At 35.7% G+C, this 19,261-nt stretch carries 19 protein-coding genes; 2 read left to right on the top strand and 17 right to left on the bottom strand.

Annotated features, from left to right (window positions below):
• Window positions 1-36 precede the first annotated feature (36 nt).
• The 12 genes from QOL71_RS11320 to QOL71_RS11375 all read right to left on the bottom strand — a co-directional run bounded on the left by QOL71_RS11320 (window position 37) and on the right by QOL71_RS11375 (window position 13,392).
• Complete coding sequence (locus QOL71_RS11320) at window positions 37-996, bottom strand: alpha/beta fold hydrolase (RefSeq protein WP_115621430.1); 960 nt, start codon at window positions 994-996, stop codon at window positions 37-39.
• A gap of 100 nt (window positions 997-1,096) precedes the next feature.
• Window positions 1,097-1,729, bottom strand: coding sequence for a porin family protein (locus QOL71_RS11325; RefSeq protein ID WP_028122568.1), 633 nt, complete (start codon window positions 1,727-1,729; stop codon window positions 1,097-1,099).
• 57 nt (window positions 1,730-1,786) lie between these two features.
• Window positions 1,787-3,376 (bottom strand): oleate hydratase, encoded by a 1,590-nt coding sequence (locus QOL71_RS11330; protein ID WP_283417028.1) that lies wholly within the window; start codon window positions 3,374-3,376, stop codon window positions 1,787-1,789.
• Between the two features lie 101 nt (window positions 3,377-3,477).
• Window positions 3,478-4,353 carry a helix-turn-helix domain-containing protein gene (locus QOL71_RS11335; RefSeq protein WP_283417029.1) on the bottom strand — a complete coding sequence of 292 codons (876 nt, stop codon included), beginning with the start codon at window positions 4,351-4,353 and terminating at the stop codon, window positions 3,478-3,480.
• 68 nt (window positions 4,354-4,421) lie between these two features.
• Window positions 4,422-5,576, bottom strand: a complete 1,155-nt coding sequence (locus QOL71_RS11340; protein ID WP_283417193.1) for an ABC transporter permease — start codon at window positions 5,574-5,576, stop codon at window positions 4,422-4,424.
• A gap of 2 nt (window positions 5,577-5,578) precedes the next feature.
• The gene (locus QOL71_RS11345) at window positions 5,579-6,535 is read right to left on the bottom strand and encodes an HlyD family secretion protein (RefSeq protein ID WP_283417030.1); all 957 of its coding nucleotides are present in this window, start codon (window positions 6,533-6,535) and stop codon (window positions 5,579-5,581) included.
• Window positions 6,536-6,540: 5 nt separating this feature from the next.
• On the bottom strand, window positions 6,541-7,923 hold the full coding sequence (locus QOL71_RS11350) for a TolC family protein (RefSeq protein ID WP_283417031.1): 1,383 nt from the start codon (window positions 7,921-7,923) through the stop codon (window positions 6,541-6,543).
• A complete protein-coding gene (locus QOL71_RS11355) occupies window positions 7,920-8,375 on the bottom strand; it encodes a MarR family winged helix-turn-helix transcriptional regulator (protein ID WP_283417032.1) in 456 nt (151 codons plus the stop codon). The genes QOL71_RS11350 and QOL71_RS11355 overlap by 4 nt, the downstream gene beginning before the upstream one ends.
• A 229-nt stretch (window positions 8,376-8,604) precedes the next feature.
• Window positions 8,605-9,432 (bottom strand): hypothetical protein, encoded by an 828-nt coding sequence (locus tag QOL71_RS11360; RefSeq protein ID WP_283417033.1) that lies wholly within the window; start codon window positions 9,430-9,432, stop codon window positions 8,605-8,607.
• Between the two features lie 21 nt (window positions 9,433-9,453).
• The gene (locus QOL71_RS11365; protein WP_047096316.1) at window positions 9,454-10,170 is read right to left on the bottom strand and encodes an MIP/aquaporin family protein; all 717 of its coding nucleotides are present in this window, start codon (window positions 10,168-10,170) and stop codon (window positions 9,454-9,456) included.
• Between the two features lie 86 nt (window positions 10,171-10,256).
• The gene (gene glpK, locus QOL71_RS11370) at window positions 10,257-11,768 is read right to left on the bottom strand and encodes a glycerol kinase GlpK (RefSeq protein ID WP_002978575.1); all 1,512 of its coding nucleotides are present in this window, start codon (window positions 11,766-11,768) and stop codon (window positions 10,257-10,259) included.
• A gap of 19 nt (window positions 11,769-11,787) precedes the next feature.
• Window positions 11,788-13,392, bottom strand: a complete 1,605-nt coding sequence (locus QOL71_RS11375; RefSeq protein WP_283417034.1) for a glycerol-3-phosphate dehydrogenase/oxidase — start codon at window positions 13,390-13,392, stop codon at window positions 11,788-11,790.
• A gap of 176 nt (window positions 13,393-13,568) precedes the next feature.
• Between QOL71_RS11375 and QOL71_RS11380 the strand changes: the two genes are divergently transcribed.
• Window positions 13,569-14,357, top strand: coding sequence for a DeoR/GlpR family DNA-binding transcription regulator (locus tag QOL71_RS11380; protein ID WP_283417035.1), 789 nt, complete (start codon window positions 13,569-13,571; stop codon window positions 14,355-14,357).
• 291 nt (window positions 14,358-14,648) lie between these two features.
• On the opposite strand, the gene QOL71_RS11385 is transcribed toward QOL71_RS11380, so the two are convergent.
• From QOL71_RS11385 to QOL71_RS11405, 5 genes are all read right to left on the bottom strand, one after another.
• The gene (locus tag QOL71_RS11385) at window positions 14,649-15,488 is read right to left on the bottom strand and encodes a hypothetical protein (protein WP_283417036.1); all 840 of its coding nucleotides are present in this window, start codon (window positions 15,486-15,488) and stop codon (window positions 14,649-14,651) included.
• Between the two features lie 15 nt (window positions 15,489-15,503).
• Complete coding sequence (locus tag QOL71_RS11390) at window positions 15,504-16,526, bottom strand: hypothetical protein (protein ID WP_283417037.1); 1,023 nt, start codon at window positions 16,524-16,526, stop codon at window positions 15,504-15,506.
• Window positions 16,527-16,901: 375 nt separating this feature from the next.
• Entirely contained in the window at window positions 16,902-17,702 is an 801-nt protein-coding gene (locus tag QOL71_RS11395; RefSeq protein ID WP_283417038.1) for an ImmA/IrrE family metallo-endopeptidase, read from the bottom strand.
• Complete coding sequence (locus QOL71_RS11400; RefSeq protein ID WP_122027993.1) at window positions 17,695-18,039, bottom strand: hypothetical protein; 345 nt, start codon at window positions 18,037-18,039, stop codon at window positions 17,695-17,697. The genes QOL71_RS11395 and QOL71_RS11400 overlap by 8 nt, the downstream gene beginning before the upstream one ends.
• A complete protein-coding gene (locus QOL71_RS11405; RefSeq protein WP_002981081.1) occupies window positions 18,026-18,721 on the bottom strand; it encodes a hypothetical protein in 696 nt (231 codons plus the stop codon). Before QOL71_RS11405 ends, QOL71_RS11400 begins: the two co-directional genes overlap by 14 nt.
• A gap of 166 nt (window positions 18,722-18,887) precedes the next feature.
• On the opposite strand from QOL71_RS11405, the gene QOL71_RS11410 reads away from it, so the two are divergent.
• Entirely contained in the window at window positions 18,888-19,064 is a 177-nt protein-coding gene (locus QOL71_RS11410) for a hypothetical protein (RefSeq protein WP_002981080.1), read from the top strand.
• Window positions 19,065-19,261 lie beyond the last annotated feature (197 nt).

Genomic DNA, 19,261 nt, shown 5'->3' on the forward strand with positions numbered 1-19,261 from the left:
TAACAAATTATTTTTTTAAATTAAAATATTTTTAGTCTACTTTTCCAATTGCTGTATTTTTTTATTGAGCCAATCCCTTATATCTTCATATACATATTCTTTAATATCCTCATTAAGTATTTCGTGCCGCATGTCAAGATAGATTTTTGTTTTAACATCTTTAAATCCATCTTTTTGCATTTGCGTAACCGTTTTTTCGATACCTTTTCCGAAGTCTCCTATCGGGTCATCAGCTCCGCTTACAAAAAGAAAAGGAAATTCTTTTGAGATTTTTTCTGCCCAGTTTCTTTCCGTTGCCTGTTTGTTCAATGAGATGAGTGTGAAGAAACCGTTATTGGTAAAAGGAATTCCGTTGAGGCTGTCCTTGCAGAACGATTCACGGTTGGATTTGCTAAGGCTCAGCCAACTGGTAAGGTCGCCATCCTTCTCGCCTTTAAAATGTTCATTATTAATTTTGGAAAAAGTTCGATTGATGAATTTGCTCCTGTGTTTTGGGGCAATAAGATTGTTGATGCACAGGAAAAATTTAGCAAAACCGATTCCATTGATTTTTCCTCCCGTTCCCACAATTACCGCTCCTTTAAAATCAGCTTTCTGATTCTGCAGTAAACACCTTGCAATGAAAGACCCCATAGAATGTCCCAGTAAAAAGTGAGAAACGTACGGGTATTGGTTTTCTAAAAATGCCGCCATCGTTCCAGCATCGTCTATCAGTTGCTGTTTGGGATTTTCTTTTTGAAAATAACCAAGCTCTTCTTGGTTTTCCGCCGTTTTTCCGTGTCCCAGATGGTCGTATACGAGAACAGCAAAACCATTGCTCGCCAGATATTCCGCAAAATCCTTATAACGACCGCTATGCTCCTGCATCCCGTGGAGAATAAGAACCGTAGCCTTTGGTGATTCATTTATTGGTTCGGATAATTCATAAAAAAGCGTGTGCGAACCTGAGTTGCCAATTTTCTGCTTGATTATATAGCCTGATGTATGCCTTGCCATAGTCGGTTGGTTTTGCACAAAAACAAATTCTGCCCTTGACAAAAGTAAGAGCAGAATAAAGTTAGATAAATTGGTTATTATACAAAATCTCTTTTATTGATTAAAGAGAGATTCGATATCCTAATGAAAGATTCCATCCACGGTTATAAGATGTTACGTTGTCTATATTGGAAAGATTACCTAATCCCAGGCCATATTGTCCTTTCAGATAGATTCCCCAAGGTGTTTCGTATCCGGCACCGAAATTAAATCCCCAATCGAATCCTTTAGTTTCATCGCTGCCACTACCAAAGTTGATGTCGGTTTCCTGAGAACCGATTACTGGGATATTCTCTCCTTTATATTTACCGCTTACTCCAAATCCGATGTAAGGCCCTACCTCTGCAAAAATTCCTCCGGACTTTCCTCCTTCAATTTTATACTGATATCCGAGATTAACAGGGACTTCAAGGTAATCCATGCTGGTTTTGAAATCTCCGATGCTGGTAGTGGTTTTTGAGCCCTTGTTGCTGTAAAATAAACCGGGCTTTACGTAGAAACCTTGTGACAAAGGGATGTTAACGCCTGCCCCGATACGGAACCCCGTTTTGGAGTCATCGGATTCGGAAGAATTATCGCCTACCTCTGTCTTTATTTTATTAAAATTCAGACCTATTTCAGGGTCAATCGTTATTTGCGCCTTTACAGCGAAAGTAGTTGCACAAAGTGCAATGGCCAGTGTGATTTTTTTCATTTTTTGTATTAATTTAAATTGTCAATCTAATATTGTCGTTAACAAAATTTTTTTTGTTTAATTTCTGTAAGAGGTATGAATGGCTTTTGCCAACACGTCTGGTTTTTTCCAGTATTCCGTTACTGGTGTTACTTTTTTATCGAGACCAAGTAGGGTATATACCGCGATGCGTGCTGCACGAACCGAATATTCTTCTGTGAAAACCATATCTTCCGGTATTTCTACAAACTGACTAATCATTGCTAGGTTGGTGCTGCCTTCAGGAACAACTGCAGGACGGTCTTTTTTAGCTCTTGGCTGAAACAAAGCATCGATGTAAGGCATCATACACGGAATAACATTGATAACGCTATCTTTTATTTCCTGTTCGTGTTTTTCAAAATGCAAATGATGAATCAACTCTGTCAAAATTTCTTCGCCCGTGCAATCAATCATCGGTTTTTTCACATAATCTCCCACTGCATCTGGATATAATCCGTAGCCCCAAAGAATAGTAGTATCATCGCCTTGCGCTTTGAAATGCGGTTGTGCAGCCACCACAATTGACATTCGCCACGATGAATCTTTAAACGTCATCAAAGCTCCGCTGCCCGGTTTGTTGCCAGTGTATTCTTCAATAAGTTTCAGAAAATTATGTCCTTTGAATGTTGGCGTAAATGAATACCATTTTGTTTCGTCCGGTTTGGTAAAGAACGGGTCTGGGTTACCCAACGTGCCGGGTTTCTTGTTGGCAATTTTACGCCATAATGCAAAACTTGGCGGATTTGACGGCAAATATTTTGCAGGCGTGTAATAATCGCCGTTATTAGAATTGTCTGTAATGCATCCGTTGGTAAAGAATACCAAATCGCCTTCATTTACGGTTATTTTCTCTGTGTTTCCTTCTGCATTGATGCATTCTATTTCCGTTACGGTAATGCCATCATCATCGGCAAAATCCAAATCGGTAACGGTTTTTCTTAATGAAAAGTCCACTTTATGCTGGTCCAGAAATGCCTTCAACGGCAAGATGACGGATTCATATTGGTTGTATGGTGTTCTGGTAACCCCCTCGAGTGTTTCGATTCTTGAAAATTCCAACAGCATACGTTTCATATAGCGTTGAAATTCAAAAATACTGCTCCATTCCTGCCAGGCAAAAGTGGTTTGCCACATATACCAAAAGTTGGTTGTAAAAAAATGATCGTCAAACCAATCACGAATAGTAATGTTGTCTAAATCATTTTCATCAGCAAAGAACAGTTTTACCATTTTCATACGGTCACCAGTATTGAACTGCATATTGGTAACAGGAAGGATATTCCCATCCTTATCTATAAGTCTTGCTTTTGCCTGTGTCGGGTTTGCATGGTCAAAAGCAAGAATTTCGTCTTTTACGGAAATGTTTGGTACTTCCAATGAAGGGATACGGTTGGCCAAATCCCAGAAATTCTCGTAAGTTTCTTCGTTAAGCATTCGTCCGCCACGGCAGATAAACCCTTCTTTTTTAGTTCCTGCTCCATCATTGCTTCCTCCCAATATTGGTAATGCTTCAATGATGTGTATGTTTTCGCCTTTAAACTCGCCATCTTCTAACAGATATACGGCACCAGCAAGACTTGCTAATCCGCCTCCGACAAAATATGCATGTTTGTTCGATTTGCTCATATGATACTTTTTTTAAGGTTATTTTTAAATGATAAAGATATTGATATACCATAATTCCCTAGTATCCCTAAATTCGAAAATCATATACGGAATTTCTTTTTTTATATATGTTGTTGTCTTCGGTACCTTTGGGGAGAGATTAATGCATGCTTTTTAAAAAAACGACCGAATGCAGAGGTAGAATTAAAGCCTGTTTCAAATGCAATCTGAGAGATATTTTTTTCTGGATAGCCGAGCAGAACGCATGCTTCTTTTAATAAGGCCTCATCAATAATCTGATGTGGAGTTTTGCCAGTAGCTTTTTTTACAATCAGAATAAGATATTTGTTGGTAATGAATAGCTTGTCTGCATAGTATTGTACGTCCTTATGTAGCAAAATATTTTCTTTTACCAATTCGTTGAATTTAAAAAAAATATTATTATTATCTTTTGGAGTTAGATATGCGTTGTCTTTTCTGTCTTCATCAATTAGGACTGCAACTTCCAACAAAATATTAATAATAATAGTACGAAGAATATCTTCTGTAAAACGACCATTCCTCGTGGTCTGCTGCTGAAGATATTCCAACAAATTGATTAAGTGTTTACTACTTGCTTCGTTGGAAATAACTACATTAAAGGTAGTTTTATTGAATAGAGACAGATTCTCGATAAAAAATGGATTAGAAATGTTCTTAAGCAGGAAATTCTTTTCAAAGAATAGAACCTTCATGCGGAAATCTTTGCTGGTATTTACAAATTTTATAATTGTTGACGGAGCAGATATCAGGAATCCGTTTTGGGATATATTGTAATGGTGATTATCAATTTCTAAATCAATACTACCGGAAACACAGATGCAGAATGCATAAAAATCCATGCGGAACAGTCTTTTTGGGAATTCAAAAATGAGTTTTCCTGAAGATATATAGTAAGGTTCATCACAGTGTACCTGATAAAAAGATAATATTTCTTTAATACTTTCGTAAGCTTTCATAGTTCCTTATTTAATTGGATATATATGGGCAGATATAATTTTTGGCTTATGATTTAGCTCACTACAGTTTATTCCTTTTTAATTTTTCGGACTTTGTACCATAAAACGCTATAGCTGGCAATGGCGCTTACTGTACCTATAATTATCATTTTTATAACATAAGGATAGGTAAGGTCTACAGCGCCTTTTTCTATGATAAGTATTCTAAAGGCAGGCAGGAAATGTGTAAGCGGGATGACATTTGCAATGTACTGAACCCAAGCCGGCATTTGGCTGAGCGGCCAGGTAAATCCTGACAAGATAAAGCTTGGTGTGGCAATGACCATAAGGATTTCCGTAGCTTTGAGCTGGTTGGGAACAAGGATGCTTACCAAAATTCCTATAAAGCAGACCGAGATTACAAACACACCTGCTATAAGGGTAAGCGGAAAAATGTTTTCATAAAAAGGAATCCTGAACCACTTCGTGAAACCCCAATACATCAGCCATATCCCTAAGCTCATTACGAGATAAGGAATGATTTTGACCAGTATCAGCATAAATGCAGAACGGCTTTTGTGCACCAGATATCTGAAAGTGCCGTTTTCAAACTCGGAAGCAAAAGAAAGTGCCAGTGCCAATAACAATACCTGCTGAAGCACAGTTGCCAAAACACCGGGCCACAAAAAATACATATAGTTGGTGCTTCTGTTGTTCTTTTTGATAAATGTGGTCTTAAATGGCTCGTACTGACTCATCAGCAAATTTTCAGGAACTCCTTGTTTGCGTAAGGTTTCGACCTGTGCTCCTGCTTTTAGTGTTCCTAATACCAGCTGAAGGGCTGATGAAGAATAATTTGCCGTCAATACATTTGCGGTATTGATGATGGTAGTAACTTCAGGATATCGTTTGGTAAGCACATCTTTCTCAAAATCTTTGGGGATAATAACTACGCAGGTTGCATCTTTCTCAATCATCAGGCGATTGAGGTCTGTCTCGTCAAACTGCAGCCTTGCAACAGACAAAACTTCGTTGTCATTCATCATTTCGATTGCTTTCCGGCTGAGTGAGCTTTGGTCATAATCCACAACTATGATTGGTAAATCGGTCACCTTTCCTTTGCTGTATACATATCCCAACAAAATGCCGTACATCAAAGGAGCGCCAATAAACAAAATTCGGAGGACCTTGTTGCTCCAGAACAGACCGAATTCCCGTTTTATCAGATTCAGAAATGTTTTCATCATTAAGGTTTTAGCGTTACTGTTGTTTTGCTTAGGACATCGTTTGATTGTTGGATGTTTACAGGGTCTATCAATAATTCATACAAAGCGTCCTGTACTTCATAATCAGGGTATGCTGTAGCAATATTGGCATAAGCGCCTATTTGTTTTATATTTCTGATTTTCCCTTTGATGTCTCTATTTTGGTATGGTATATATATGGTAATTTCTTTTCCTTCTTTGTAATTTGCCAATTGGCTTTCCGGGATAGTAAAACGAAAATAGACGGAATCATTGAGGGAACCTTTGAAAAGCGTATAACCAGGCAATGCCAATTCGCCCAGCTTCAACGTGATAGATTCGATTTTCATATCCTGCGGCGCAATGATATACCTTTCTTTCTCGGCAACCTGTACTTCTTCCAAAGCTCCCTGTGCACGGTCTTTTTGTCCTAATGCCATCGTTTGCTGTTCAATGCGGACCCCGTTTTTAACATCGGCAATTTCTGCATCTACGGCTATCATTTGTGATTTGGCCCCCTGATACTTTGCGAATACTTCATCATATTGCTGTTGCGGAACCAATGAATCCTTTACCATGGCATTCATTCTTGCCAGGGATTTTTTTGCAAATTCGTATTGCTCTATCAAAGCGGATTTCTTGGCATTGAGCTGTGCCAACTGATTGGCAGTGGCACCGTGTACACTCATATCATATTGGGCCTGGGCAGATTTTACCGCTCCCTGCGCCTGTGATTTTTTTGCGTCTACTTCAGGAATTTCCAATATTGCCAATGTATCTCCCTTTTTTACAAAATCTCCCTCGCTGACCAGAATTTTATCAATCCTGCCTGTTATTTTACCAACTACTGCAATCTCTTCCCGCTCGGTCTTTCCCTGGATGGTTTGTGATACTTTCGGTTTATTCTCACAAGAAGTTAAAATGCCTGCAATGCTGAGTATGTAAATAATTTTTTTCATTCTGCTTAGTTTTGGATTTTAAGAAAGTTTGATAATTTTCCCGATGACCGGTAAACTTCAATGGCAGCATTACGCTGTTCAATCACGGTTTGTACTTTGTTTAAGGATTCTTTGTATATATCGTTTTCCGCTCCCAGGCGTTCAGTTATGTTAATAAGCCCTAATCTGTATTGCTTTGATGCTATCTCATTATTATTTTGTGCTATTTTCTCCCTTTGGAGCGCGATATCTACCTGATGTAACATGGTATTGTATTCTACCTTGTTTTTTTCCAATTGCAGGTCTACTTTTTCTTTGGTATCTGTCAGTTTATTTTCAACTTGGGCCAGTCCTATCTTGGCTTCGTCTATTTTATGTTTGCGTTCAAATCCGCTGAAGAGTTCCCATTTCACTGCTACGCCCAACATCCAGTTTGGATGTAGTGTCAATTCATTCAGTTTCAAATTTGCGGTAGTATTTAATTCTTCAATAGGCACTTTTGTGTTGGCATTATATAATGAAGCGTAGCTATATCCCGCAAAAGCCCCCACTGTAGGAAGAAGGCTCCCTTTTTCTTTTTTAAGGGCATACTCGGATGCTTTTTTGAAAGATTCCAATGCTTTTAGCTCATTTCGTTCTGCTGTGTTCAGGTCGTCGAAAATAATAATAGGCTCCAACTGATGATTTGTTTTAAGAATTTCTTCATCCGTAAGATTGGTGGATTGTTTTATCTTGAGTATCAGAAGTTTTCTTTTATTTTCAACATCTGCATGTTTGGATGCCAGTTCCAAAGTGGAGAGTTTGATTTTATCGCGGTCATACGGAATTGCCAATCCTTCCGATATCGCTTTTTCTACTCTTTCTTTTTCCTTATTCAATCTTTTTTCGCTGTCATCGATGAGCTTTTCGGCACTTTCCAAAAGTTTGAGACGGTCAAAACTCTCTATGATATCTTTTATGACCTCATCTTTTTGGTTTTCCATCATATAGGCTGTTCCTACATTTTTTTCTTTAAGCGCTTTGGCGCCGTTCAGGATTTGTCCACCACTAAAAAGTACTGTTTTTGCGGTGATACCTCCATAAAGAATATTCGCATTTGTGCTGAAATCGGAAGATCCCGCAAAAACCGGATATCCTGTGACGGGTAAGTTCAAGGTAGCTAAATCCAATTTTGCATCGCTGCTGATGTAGGAATACAACCCTGCAGCCTCGATCTTCGGTATGTATTTGGCCAATACACTTTTACGCTCCAATTCTAATTTTTGTAATTCAAGATCTTGATTCCTTATTTCAGTGTTTTTTTGCAATGCCTTTCCGATAGCGTAATCCAAATCCTTACTTATAAGAATCTGTGCTTTTGTGATAGTGCCGAATAGGATCAAAGTAATGGCTAACGTTATTTTTTTCATACCATTTCGTTTTGAATATTTTTTTGAATATGCTGAAAGAAGTTTTTTATCTCCATGATTTGATTTTCTGAAAGTCCTTTGGTTGCCCTTTCGGTTACATTGTTAACAATATACATTACTTTTTCCTCTATCTCCTTTCCTTTATTTGTTAAATATATCAGGTTTTGCCTTCTGTCGGTAAGGTGGGGCCTTCTTTCTACGTAGCCTTCTTTTTCCAATTGGTCGATAAGTCTGGTTATACTGGGCTTATCCCTGTGGGTAAAATCTGCTATTGCCTGTTGTGAACATCCATCTTCTTTCCATAGCGGTACCAGCACCGACCATTGTTCCCGGGTCAGGCCAATATTATTCAATTTGAATTGCTGACCCAAAAAACGATTAAACAGCATAGGTACATTGCCAGTAAGCAGATTGTATCGATCTTGTTCAGTTAATATTTTTTCAGCTTTCATATAAAAATTATTTATTGAACAAAGTTAATTAAACAATAGTTGTTGTTGCAACTATTTTATATTAAATTTTTTTAAATCTTAATATGATTGACATGACATAAATTTTTTATTAAATTATTATTAAGACAATTTGTGATTAGTGAAAATAAACGATGGTTAGTAATAAATAAAAGCTGTTCGGGATTTCGGACAGCTTTTTGGGGATTAATTTCTTAAAGAAAAATATTTGTCAAAATAAAGTCGTTGCAAACTGTATTCTTGCATATTTGTTGGAAGGATTCCACATAGTGGTAAAAGATAATGGAATATGGGTAGAAAAAACTTTGATGTTTTTACTTGCAGAGAATCCGATATTCACAATATCGAAATCGTTTTTGCCGTTCCCATATAGAAAAGTACCTTGTCCAAGACTTCTTTTTCCGGGATTGAAAGCAAAACCTCCACCCAGAAATCCATTAAGCTTAACAGAACCTTTTGAAATCAATGGATAACTTATCTCTATATAGGTGGAATATTTGTTGCTGTCGTATTCGCTATTTTCATTCAATTTTACTTCTCCTGCATTGGCTCCTCCATAAAGCATGACATCTGCTTCAACTCTTAAAGGGAATTTTTCAGGAAACTGATAAGATGTTCTTAAATCAATGATATGCGTTGTTTTGTCCTTAGAGTAATTAAAAATATCGTCTGATGCAATAAGTTCATTGATATTCCTGGAGTTGAACAAATCCCAGATTCCTATAGAAAATCCTTTATCTGCATATTGGATATAATAATTAATTTCTTTGTAATGGGTGTCATCACTGTCATTGGAGATAGCAGATGCACCCCAGATTCCTAACTGTAATGTTTTCGATTTGTTGAGGTCGTACCACAGTTGTCCGGAAACGATTGGTTTGTCCGTAATAATAAGTCCTCTCCACAAATGGTTTGTTTTTATCCCCGCAGAAAGGTGGAGGTTGTCATTTTCAGCAGAAGCCCCATTATCTTCAGATGTCTGTGCCAGTAATAGTGTTATTGCAAACAAGCTCGTCAGCAATGTTGATATTTTTTTCATGGTAAATTTGATGGAATAGATTTAATGTAATAGATTGAATATAAGAATTGATATTAAAGCTCCTGTAACAGGTCCTATTATTGGTATCCAGGCATAACTCCAGTTACTGGAACTTTTTCCTTTTATGGGTAAAATGGCATGCATGATTCTCGGACCGAGGTCTCTTGCAGGATTGATGGCGTATCCTGTTGTTCCTCCAAGCGATAATCCGATTGCCCAAATAAGTGTGGTTATTGGCCATCTTCCTGTGCTTCCCAAGTTTACGGCAGATCCTTGGAAACTCATAGCAACATAGAGCAAAACAAATGTTCCCAATACTTCAGAAAAGAAATTGAGGGGAGTGTTCTTGATTGATGGGGATGTAGAAAAACAAGCAAGCTGTAAGTGTGGTTCTGCAGATGTCTCATCAAAATGGTCTTTATATAGTAACCATACCAAAAATGCTCCTAGCATAGCTCCTGTCAATTCGCCTCCGATGTAAGGCAATAATTGGCTGGTAGTATAAGCTCCGTTTATCCAGCCTGCAATTACAGTGGCTGGATTTAGTTCTCCAGCACTGCCTAGATTGACAGCAACTAAACCTCCGGCGAATACTGCAAATCCCCAGGCAGCTGTAATGGAAATGATACCTCCGCCATTACCTCCTGTTTTTTTGAGAAGGATATTGGCTACGACCCCGTTTCCTAAGAGAATAAGGAACATCGTTCCCATCATCTCTGCAATAAAAATAGTTGACATAATAAATAATGATATAATAGTTTAATTTTCTTAGTTATTTAATGGGCTGTTTAATAATAACTCAGTTTTGTTGGAGATTTTTGTTTTTATTCTTCCCAGTTTTTGGATCTTCCTACTGCCTTATGCCATCCTTTAATCATTTCGTCCGCTTTTTCACGCTCCATTTTAGGGTCAAATTTTTTATCTACGCTCCATTGTGATTTGATATCGTCAATATTATCCCAGAATCCAACAGCAAGTCCGGCAAGATATGCCGCTCCAAGAGCTGTTGTTTCCAATGTTTTTGGTCTTGTAATAGAAAAACCAAACAAATCAGCTTGTATTTGCATTAATAGGTCAGATGCGGTAGCACCACCATCGACTCTCAGTTCCATGGACTGCATTCCGGAATCTGCTTCCATTGCTTTTACAATATCATATACCTGGTAAGCGATACCTTCCAAGGTTGCTCTTGCGATATGCGCATCGGTTGTTCCTCGGGTAATTCCCACAATAGCGCCACGAGCATACGGATCCCAATAAGGTGCGCCCAAACCTGTTAAGGCGGGAACGAAATATACACCTTCTGTTTCTTTTACAAGATTGGCGAGATTACTAATATCAGGTGCTGTTCTGATGAGTTTTAGCCCGTCTCTGAGCCATTGTATTGCTGCGCCTCCGACAAAAACAGAGCCTTCAAGTGCATAGGTTACTTTCCCATTGATTTTCCATGCGATAGTGGTCAGCAGGTTATTTTTCGAATAAACCGCTTTATCTCCTGTATTCATCAGAAGAAAACATCCTGTTCCATAAGTGTTTTTCACCATCCCTTCCGAGGTGCACATTTGTCCGAAAAGTGCAGCTTGTTGATCGCCAGCAATACCTGCAATAGGAATTTTTGATGCAAATAGTGTTGTAGATGTTTCTCCGTAGATCTCGGAACTTTGCTTAACTTCAGGGAGTATAGCTCTTGGAATATCGAAAAGTTGTAACAGGTCGTCGTCCCATTGCTGGGTATGGATGTTAAGAAGTAGTGTTCTGGAGGCATTGGTTACATCTGTGACGAACATTTTTCCTCTGGTCAATTTCCAAACCAGCCAAGTATCTATAGTGCCGAAACAAAGTTTTCCCTGCTCCGCTTTTTCTCTTGCACCCTCTACATTATCAAGAATCCATTTCAATTTTGTTCCTGAGAAATAGGCATCAAGGATTAGTCCAGTCTTTTCCTTGATAGTTTCTATGTACCCTTCTTTTTGCTTCAGCTCATCACAGTATTTTGCTGTTCTTCTGTCTTGCCAGACAATGGCATTGTAGATAGGCTCTGATGTTTCGCGATCCCAAACAACAGTGGTTTCTCTTTGGTTTGTAATACCTATCGCTGCGATTTCTCTACCTGATACTCCTGCTTTTGCAATGACTTCTGCCGCAACGGATATCTGTGAAGACCATATTTCATTGGGGTCGTGCTCTACCCAGCCTCCTTTTGGAAATATTTGGGTGAATGATTTCTGCGATAATTCTTCAATTTCTCCATTTTGATTAAAAAGAATGGCTCTTGATGAGGTTGTCCCTTGGTCAAGGGCCAAAATAAGTTTGTTTAGTTTTTCCGCTGGTGCCATAATTTGATTCTATTAAAGTTTAAACGATAATTTGAGTTTCTTTTTTTGGGGAATAATCTTCCAGTAAGTAGCCTTTTGCAAGCTCAATAAAATTTTTAGTTTCCAGTACTGCCCATTCTTCGGATTTTCCTAATCTCTGCGCCATAAATTGGGCAACATCTTCTGCAATATCAATGGCTGCACGGGCATCCGTAAACAAGAAACGGATTCTTCTGGCCAGTACATCCTCTAGGGTTTCCGCCATTTCGCATTCTATTGCCCATAGTACTTCTGCATAAGTAGCGTCATATTTCGGATGTATTTTTTGTTTCAGTGCAGCATCGCTTTGCTGTAGTTTTTTTATTTCAGGGATGTCAGATCCATAGATGTAAAGGTGGTCGCTCTGATCTGCGTGAGAAGCTGGAATATTTCCGTGAATAGAAAAATGATGCGTTTTACAACTTACTTCTGGCAGGTCTGCAACTTTTGACGCTTCATCAACAATTTCTTCCGCCATCTCTCTATATGTGGTCCATTTTCCGCCAATAACGGTCACAAGTCCTGAATCAGATATCATTATTTTATGGCTTCGGGATACTTCCTTGGTGCTTTGTCCCTCTTTTTCGGGAGCGGCTAATGGTCTTAAACCTGCAAAAACAGACAGGACGTCTTTTCTGGTTGGTGCTTTTACAAGGTAGTTTCTTGCGGTTTCCAATACAAATTCTATCTCTTTTTCCAGAGCGCGGGGCTCAAAGCTGGTGTCTTTAATCAAGGTATCTGTAGTGCCTACAACAACTTTGTTGTGCCAAGGTACTGCAAACAAAACCCTTCCATCGCTGGTCTTAGGGATCATTAATGCTTCTTCTCCCGGGAAAAAAGATTTGTCTAGTACCAGATGAATTCCTTGGCTTGGAACCACCATTTTCTTATGCTTTGTATTGTTCATGTTAAGAATGTCATCTGTAAATACACCTGTGGCATTCACGATTACTTTTCCTTTGACATGGTAGGTTTTACCCGTGAATTCATCTTTGACAATTACCCCATTCAATTGTCCGTTATTATCTTTTGATAGCCCCGTAACACCCATATAGTTAATCATAGTACCTCCGTTCTCTACAGTTGATTGTACCAGATTTATTGCCAGTCTGGAATCGTCAAACTGCCCGTCATGATAAAGTATTCCACTGGCAAGGTTTGAGCTTTTAATGGCAGGCAACTTTTGTAGGACATTCTTTTTGTTGAGGTATTTTGTTTTTCCAATACTCAGCTTTCCTGCTAAAAAATCATATATTGTAAGACCTATGAAATAAAAAGGTCCTCCCCACCAAGAATAATTTGGGATCACAAAAGACTGGTCTTTTACAAGATGAGCTGCATTTTTAGCTAAGAGGCCTCTTTCCCTCAATGCTTCTTTCACTAATTTTATATCTCCTTGTGCAAGATAACGTACTCCGCCATGCACGAGCTTTGTGCTGCGACTGGATGTTCCTTTTGCAAAATCTTTAATTTCAAATAAAACAGTTTTATATCCCCGCAATGTTGAATCCAATGCAGTTCCCAGCCCGCTTGCTCCACCACCAATAACAATAACGTCCCAGTTCTGGGTTTCGGTAAGTTTTGATATTTGATTTTTTCGTTTCATTTTTGCTGATTTTAATTATTATTTATTTCGTATTGCTTTGCTGAACAAATTTATGAAATAAAACGAAACTTCAAATTTGTTTTTTGATTTCGAATTGAAATCTTGAATGCTGTGAATAGCAAGTTGTACAACTGGCTTTTTTTTTGCATATTTGTTATCTATAAATTCCTTAATATATGAATGCTATAAATGAGAGACAGGAAAAAATTATAAACCTTTTTGATGGTTCTACTTTCATTAAAGTGAATGAAATTTCTGAGTTGCTGAATGTTTCGGAAGTTACAATTCGAAAGGATTTGAAATTTCTGGAATCTAAAGGATTGTTATATAGAACTCATGGTGGAGCAAGAAAACAGTCTAATTATGCTTTCGATAAACATATTAATGAGAAAGAGTTAGTACAGATAACTCAAAAAGAAAGTATTTCAAAAGCTGCAGTAGCATTTGTAGAAGATAATGATTTCATCATTATTGCTTCAGGAACCACTTTGCATGAATTTGCCAAAGTATTGATTAATTTCAGAAAGCTTACTGTTCTTACATCTTCTCTAAAAGTTGCTATAGAATTGGGGAATATGCCTTCTGTAGAAGTTATCCAGTTAGGGGGTGAGGTAAGGAAATCATCTGCGTCTGTTGTAGGCTCTATTTCAGAAACAATTTTAAAACAGTTTTCATGCAACAAGCTTTTTCTAAGTGTTGATGGAATAGATCCGGAATTCGGTCTTTCAACCTCCAATGCGGCAGAAGCACATTTGAACAGTATTATGGTAAATTCAGCTGATCAGGTATATATTCTTGCTGATTCTTCAAAAATCAACAAAAGAGGATTCGGAAGAATATGTTCAATCTCGGAGGTGGATACTTTGATAACAGATAAAGGTATTTCTGAGAAACAATATAACCTATTTATAGAAATGGGTATTGATGTTGTGATTGCACATTGTGAAAATTTAACAAACTCATAAAATAATTCGGAGAATTTTATTCATGGATTTAAGAGGGATAATTTGTATAAAATAAAAATTCGATAAATAAGGTAGTGTTTCACTAACTGTGTAAGTTAAAAAGTTATTCTGAAAAATTTTTGAGCCCATTAAGCTCAAAAATAATTTTCGGAAATAACTTTTTACTATTTTTAACCTATATAGTTATGATCGATGGTAACTATCTAATTAATTGTACCAGATTTTATTTTGAGTAAGTCAAAATATAATTCGGCAGTTTACTTTTATTAATTAGAATATTAAATATTTTGTCTAAACGGTAAGACTTCTAAACATAGTTCGATAATGGTTTTTAAGAAGTTCTTCATTCAAATGATATTTTCCAAAATTTAAATATGAAAAAAAGTCTTCGTTAATAAAATCGGTGAAAGCTTTAGGATAGTAATCCTCAATATTGACTTTTTCAACAAAATCTGATTCTGTACTAAAGTCAATACTTCTATTAAAGTGATTTTGATTTCCATAATACCATTCTATTCGTAACGAACCATTGATAATGCTCCCTGCAAAACCAATATCATTACTTTCTCCAACATAGATTGTTGATCCAAATGCTATATTACTCCGGTATTTATCACGAGGATTTATTTTAAGTTGTTCAGTAAATTCTTTTGTAATCTCGTTGAAAAAAATTCTGACATAAAAATTAGGAACATTTTCTTTACCCAATATAAATAATCGAAGCTGAGAAATATCCACTTGATCGACAAAATTGCTAGTCATTATTTTACATCCTGCGTGCTTTGCAAAATAACGATGTATGTCAATTTTTGAAGATTTCCAATTACTCGGAAAAATCTCGTTATAATTGATATGTCCTGTTTGCTCAATCATATTGTTGATTTTGTCTATATTCTCAAAAAATATAGTGTAGGCATCATCAGCATTTCTCGTCTTATTGTTATTACAATCAATACAAATGATTTTTGGGAATTTAATCAGTTTATCTTTTGGAGAATTAAAAGGGTATAGCTTTTCTCCGTCATAATAAACAGCGTCAAAAGATTTACCAAATTGGCGTCTTATATCAGATGCCTTAAATTTATGTTCCTCCGAATTTGCTTCGTTAATTTGACAGATCCAACATTTCATATTTTACAAGTGTTACTAATTATTATTTCTTATTTTCTCTAAAACATCTTTTATATGTTGAGGGTATTGACCGGTAAAGTACTCATATATCAGAGGATTTTTTGAGAAAAAATGACTTGTGAGATCTACAAAAGTTTCAGTTGAAATTTGACCATTAATTTTAAATAATTTTTTTGATCTCGATTTAATTTGAGAGTATTCCTTTTTATTGTAGTTGAGATCTGAATCTCTTCTTTGATAATACTCTTGTTCTGTGTAGAAATGGAATGCACCATCAAAGTGTCTGAAAGTATTTGTATTCATATCAAATTCTGCGTGAACGTAGCGAACTGGGAAGTATAATTCTTCAGCAATTTTCAAATTAATACTTTCTGTTTTAAATTCCTCTGCCTGAAAAGTTTTAATATTTTGTAATGAAGACCACTTAACGTCTACGGAATAAGTACCTCCGAATAATGAAGATATATCAAAATCGTCAAAATCATAAGAAGGTCTCAGTTTAACTACTTGATCGGAAATTTTCCCAACATCTTGATTAAAAGTTGCACCATACCAAGTATCAAGTTCTAATAGGGAAGAATCTTGTATATCTATTTTTAAATTATCAACATCCAATCTAATTTTTATTTCATCATAATCCGCAGGATCTATTCTCCAAAATTTTTCAATAAATCTTGGTTGAAAACCATTATGGGGAGAGTATGCTCGTCTAAATAAATAGTCAGCCATAATTATGTAATTGTCAGCAAAAAAATATCCATCACTAAAGACGTGTTTTTTAAATTTTGAATTGAGATATTTGTAATCTAATAAACCATCTTTGTCAGGTATAATATCTTCGTTAAATTTTAAGAATAAATTTTTTGAGTTAACGGTTATTCCTGATACCTGACTATACTTAAATTCGTGCTCAGTCAAATCAATATTCTTTGATTGTGCAAAGTTGATAAATGCAGATATAATATTTTGATTTTCTTTCAATATCGCCGTGGCTTCTTCTTCAAGATGCTTAAAATAATTCTTTTTAAAATCGGACATTTCACTCACAGTAAATCAGATGTTTAATTGTTTTTTCTCTTGTTAAGATATTCAAAGTACCAATATTTGTTTTTATTTTTCCGATCACATATAAAACCGTTAAAATCAAAAGGAAAGAAGAAGTTTTTACACCGCATCGTTAGATAATTGAAATATTTGGATGTAGTTACCAAATATTATTTATTTGATACTCTATCCAGTTTAATTCTATGAAAGGAATAGAGTTGATTTTTATTAAAATATAATATTTTACTTCGAATAGATAGTCACTTAATTTACTTCTAATTTATCTATGATAACTTTAGATTAAAATTTTGAATATTTACTATAATGTATAAAGTGTATTTAGATTGAATTTTTCAATTTAAGGAATATTTAATCTTCCCAAATAATACTTAGTGCACAATTTTCATACACTATACAATGTTCATAAAAAATTCTTCTGGAATCTTCAGATTTTACACCTTCAAAGCAATCTATAGCAAAAATTTCTTCTGGATTTTCAATTGAAGTTTTTACATTATTAAAATAATCAGCCATAGCTAAACCTTCAGGAACTTTTTTATCATTAAGTAAGTTCCAGAAAGGGAAGCCCTGACTGTTTTTTTGCCATTTCACAAATCCATTCTCAGCATAAACTATTTTGATAGGATGGTTTCCTATTTCTGCAAATCTGAGTGCACATGAAGTTTTACTAACATTATATTCCTTGCTTAACTCATCAATTACTTTAAAACTAAATTTTTTTCTCTTCCATAAATCTCGTTGAAAAGATTCTTCCGGCATTAAGAGACAAGCCGCAAAATAATCTGCTTCTCTTTCAATTTTATCGAATTGAACCTTGTCAATTTTCGAGGGATGAGGTTCTAAAATTCCCAGTTTTAGCCCAACGCGATGTGTGTCTATAAAATAGTGTCCAAGTTCGTGAGCTAGTGTAAATCTAGAACGTGGAGAATTAAACCTATTATGATTATCTATATTAATATGAATATAAAATTCATTATCATCATATACAGTCATTCCATCAAAAGTCCCTTTGTCATAATGATCATAAAACACCTCAATGTCCTCAGATTCTGCAATAAGATGTAATGGAATTATTTTTTCAGTATTGAAATTTCCACTAATGGACCCAGCAAGCTTTTTAATTTTTGATAAGGAACTGCTATCAATCACCTTTCTTCTTTTTCTGATTCTCTTTCATTTTGTCAAAGACGCTTTGAGAAATATTGCTTTGCCCTTTTCTGGCGACCATTTTCAAACTTTCTATTTCATGACTTAGGTTTGTGTCAATTGATATAATTTTTGATTCTTTTTCAACGCAAAAAGAACCATCAATAATTGATTTGACATTAATACCTGTGTTTTTCAACTTAAAATCATAATCTTCATAAAGTTTATTAAACCTCTCTATCTGAGTTTTAGTCTGAGGAAATAAAAAACCTGTTGAGTGTAACCAATCATCAAGGTTTGTCTCTGTAACCTTTCCTATATATTTTTTATCTATTCCCATTGAAAGCTTTTAGATAGTTATTAATGTGATCGTTAGCTTCTTTTTTATAAACCTGAATTGAATTTTGAACTAAATTCAATCTGTCTCTCAATTTTTTACCCACCGACCTTGGTATATTTTTTTTTCCGGTATTTTCGTAAGCTTTATATGTAAGATACACAATCTTATGTTTTTCAGATAAACCTAGCATAGCTCTCTCAATGATTTCTAATCTAATTTTCAGCTCTCTTTTCTTTTGTATATCGTCGTCTCCTACTGTTAAAGAAATTAGATCATCAATATTCTCTACAATTGATAAATCGTCTTCATCAGGTTCCGCACAGGTATTTAGATCTCCATATTTTACCAATTGAGTATATACTATTGGATAAAGCCATAACAAAATCGACCGATCAATATCATCCGGATACTTGGCTTTACTTTTATTAAAAGAGTGATATTTCCAAACGCGGGCAAAAGCACAAGTTGCTATTTCAAGTGCAACAACCTCACTGTAATTAAATTTATTACAATATATTTCTGCTTTTTGCAAAATATCTCTTTCAAACCTACTACAAAACTCAGTAAACGCTGCAGCAGCTTCTTCAGGATATTCTTCTTTAAAAGAAATATAATCTATAAGCTCATCACTGGGTAATGTCTCAAAAACTATTTCATCGGTTTTTTTTTGTTCTACATTCATCTATATACCAAAAAGCATTACTAATGGAATTAGTATATGAGTGGATAGGCTCATATACTTCAAAGTTAAAAAAATCTTTCTAATAGAATTAGTATATGTTTGAAGTTTGTTCAACGGTCAATTCCTTTATGGCCTAGAATGTTAAAGGAAAAAATGCATACTAATTATGGCAACTAACAAACCGACTGGAGACGGTCACAGAAACGGAGCAGTTAAGGGGCGTTCCCAAACCTACAATCCACAAACAGATTCTTGGGTGAAACGCGATACTGCTACAGGTAGATTTATGGATGTAAAAACTTCTAGTAACACTCCCTTCAAAGGAGTTACCAAGGAAAAGTAACTCCATTTAAGCTCCAGGTATCCTAAAAATGATACTTGGAGTTTACCAATTTTTTGATATCATTATATAAATGAGAAAGAGGTGTAGTTCTTTAAAAGATTATAATATGCTTACGGATTTCCGTAATATATTTTTGAAAAATAAAATTACATTTGGCTCTATTTATATTAAAATCAGACTTTTATGACAGTTTGTCA

This window comes from Epilithonimonas pallida, assembly GCF_900182975.1.
Taxonomy (GTDB): Bacteria; Bacteroidota; Bacteroidia; order Flavobacteriales; family Weeksellaceae; genus Epilithonimonas; species Epilithonimonas pallida.

What these genes read in the sequence shown, in the direction of transcription:
- QOL71_RS11320 (WP_115621430.1), bottom strand. Translation starts at nt 996, where the DNA reads ATGGCAAGGCATACATCAGGCTATATAATCAAGCAGAAAATTGGCAAC.
- QOL71_RS11325 (WP_028122568.1), bottom strand. Translation starts at nt 1,729, where the DNA reads ATGAAAAAAATCACACTGGCCATTGCACTTTGTGCAACTACTTTCGCT.
- QOL71_RS11330 (WP_283417028.1), bottom strand. Translation starts at nt 3,376, where the DNA reads ATGAGCAAATCGAACAAACATGCATATTTTGTCGGAGGCGGATTAGCA.
- QOL71_RS11335 (WP_283417029.1), bottom strand. Translation starts at nt 4,353, where the DNA reads ATGAAAGCTTACGAAAGTATTAAAGAAATATTATCTTTTTATCAGGTA.
- QOL71_RS11340 (WP_283417193.1), bottom strand. Translation starts at nt 5,576, where the DNA reads ATGAAAACATTTCTGAATCTGATAAAACGGGAATTCGGTCTGTTCTGG.
- QOL71_RS11345 (WP_283417030.1), bottom strand. Translation starts at nt 6,535, where the DNA reads ATGAAAAAAATTATTTACATACTCAGCATTGCAGGCATTTTAACTTCT.
- QOL71_RS11350 (WP_283417031.1), bottom strand. Translation starts at nt 7,923, where the DNA reads ATGAAAAAAATAACGTTAGCCATTACTTTGATCCTATTCGGCACTATC.
- QOL71_RS11355 (WP_283417032.1), bottom strand. Translation starts at nt 8,375, where the DNA reads ATGAAAGCTGAAAAAATATTAACTGAACAAGATCGATACAATCTGCTT.
- QOL71_RS11360 (WP_283417033.1), bottom strand. Translation starts at nt 9,432, where the DNA reads ATGAAAAAAATATCAACATTGCTGACGAGCTTGTTTGCAATAACACTA.
- QOL71_RS11365 (WP_047096316.1), bottom strand. Translation starts at nt 10,170, where the DNA reads ATGTCAACTATTTTTATTGCAGAGATGATGGGAACGATGTTCCTTATT.
- glpK (WP_002978575.1), bottom strand. Translation starts at nt 11,768, where the DNA reads ATGGCACCAGCGGAAAAACTAAACAAACTTATTTTGGCCCTTGACCAA.
- QOL71_RS11375 (WP_283417034.1), bottom strand. Translation starts at nt 13,392, where the DNA reads ATGAAACGAAAAAATCAAATATCAAAACTTACCGAAACCCAGAACTGG.
- QOL71_RS11380 (WP_283417035.1), top strand. Translation starts at nt 13,569, where the DNA reads ATGAATGCTATAAATGAGAGACAGGAAAAAATTATAAACCTTTTTGAT.
- QOL71_RS11385 (WP_283417036.1), bottom strand. Translation starts at nt 15,488, where the DNA reads ATGAAATGTTGGATCTGTCAAATTAACGAAGCAAATTCGGAGGAACAT.
- QOL71_RS11390 (WP_283417037.1), bottom strand. Translation starts at nt 16,526, where the DNA reads ATGTCCGATTTTAAAAAGAATTATTTTAAGCATCTTGAAGAAGAAGCC.
- QOL71_RS11400 (WP_122027993.1), bottom strand. Translation starts at nt 18,039, where the DNA reads ATGGGAATAGATAAAAAATATATAGGAAAGGTTACAGAGACAAACCTT.
- QOL71_RS11405 (WP_002981081.1), bottom strand. Translation starts at nt 18,721, where the DNA reads ATGAATGTAGAACAAAAAAAAACCGATGAAATAGTTTTTGAGACATTA.
- QOL71_RS11410 (WP_002981080.1), top strand. Translation starts at nt 18,888, where the DNA reads ATGGCAACTAACAAACCGACTGGAGACGGTCACAGAAACGGAGCAGTT.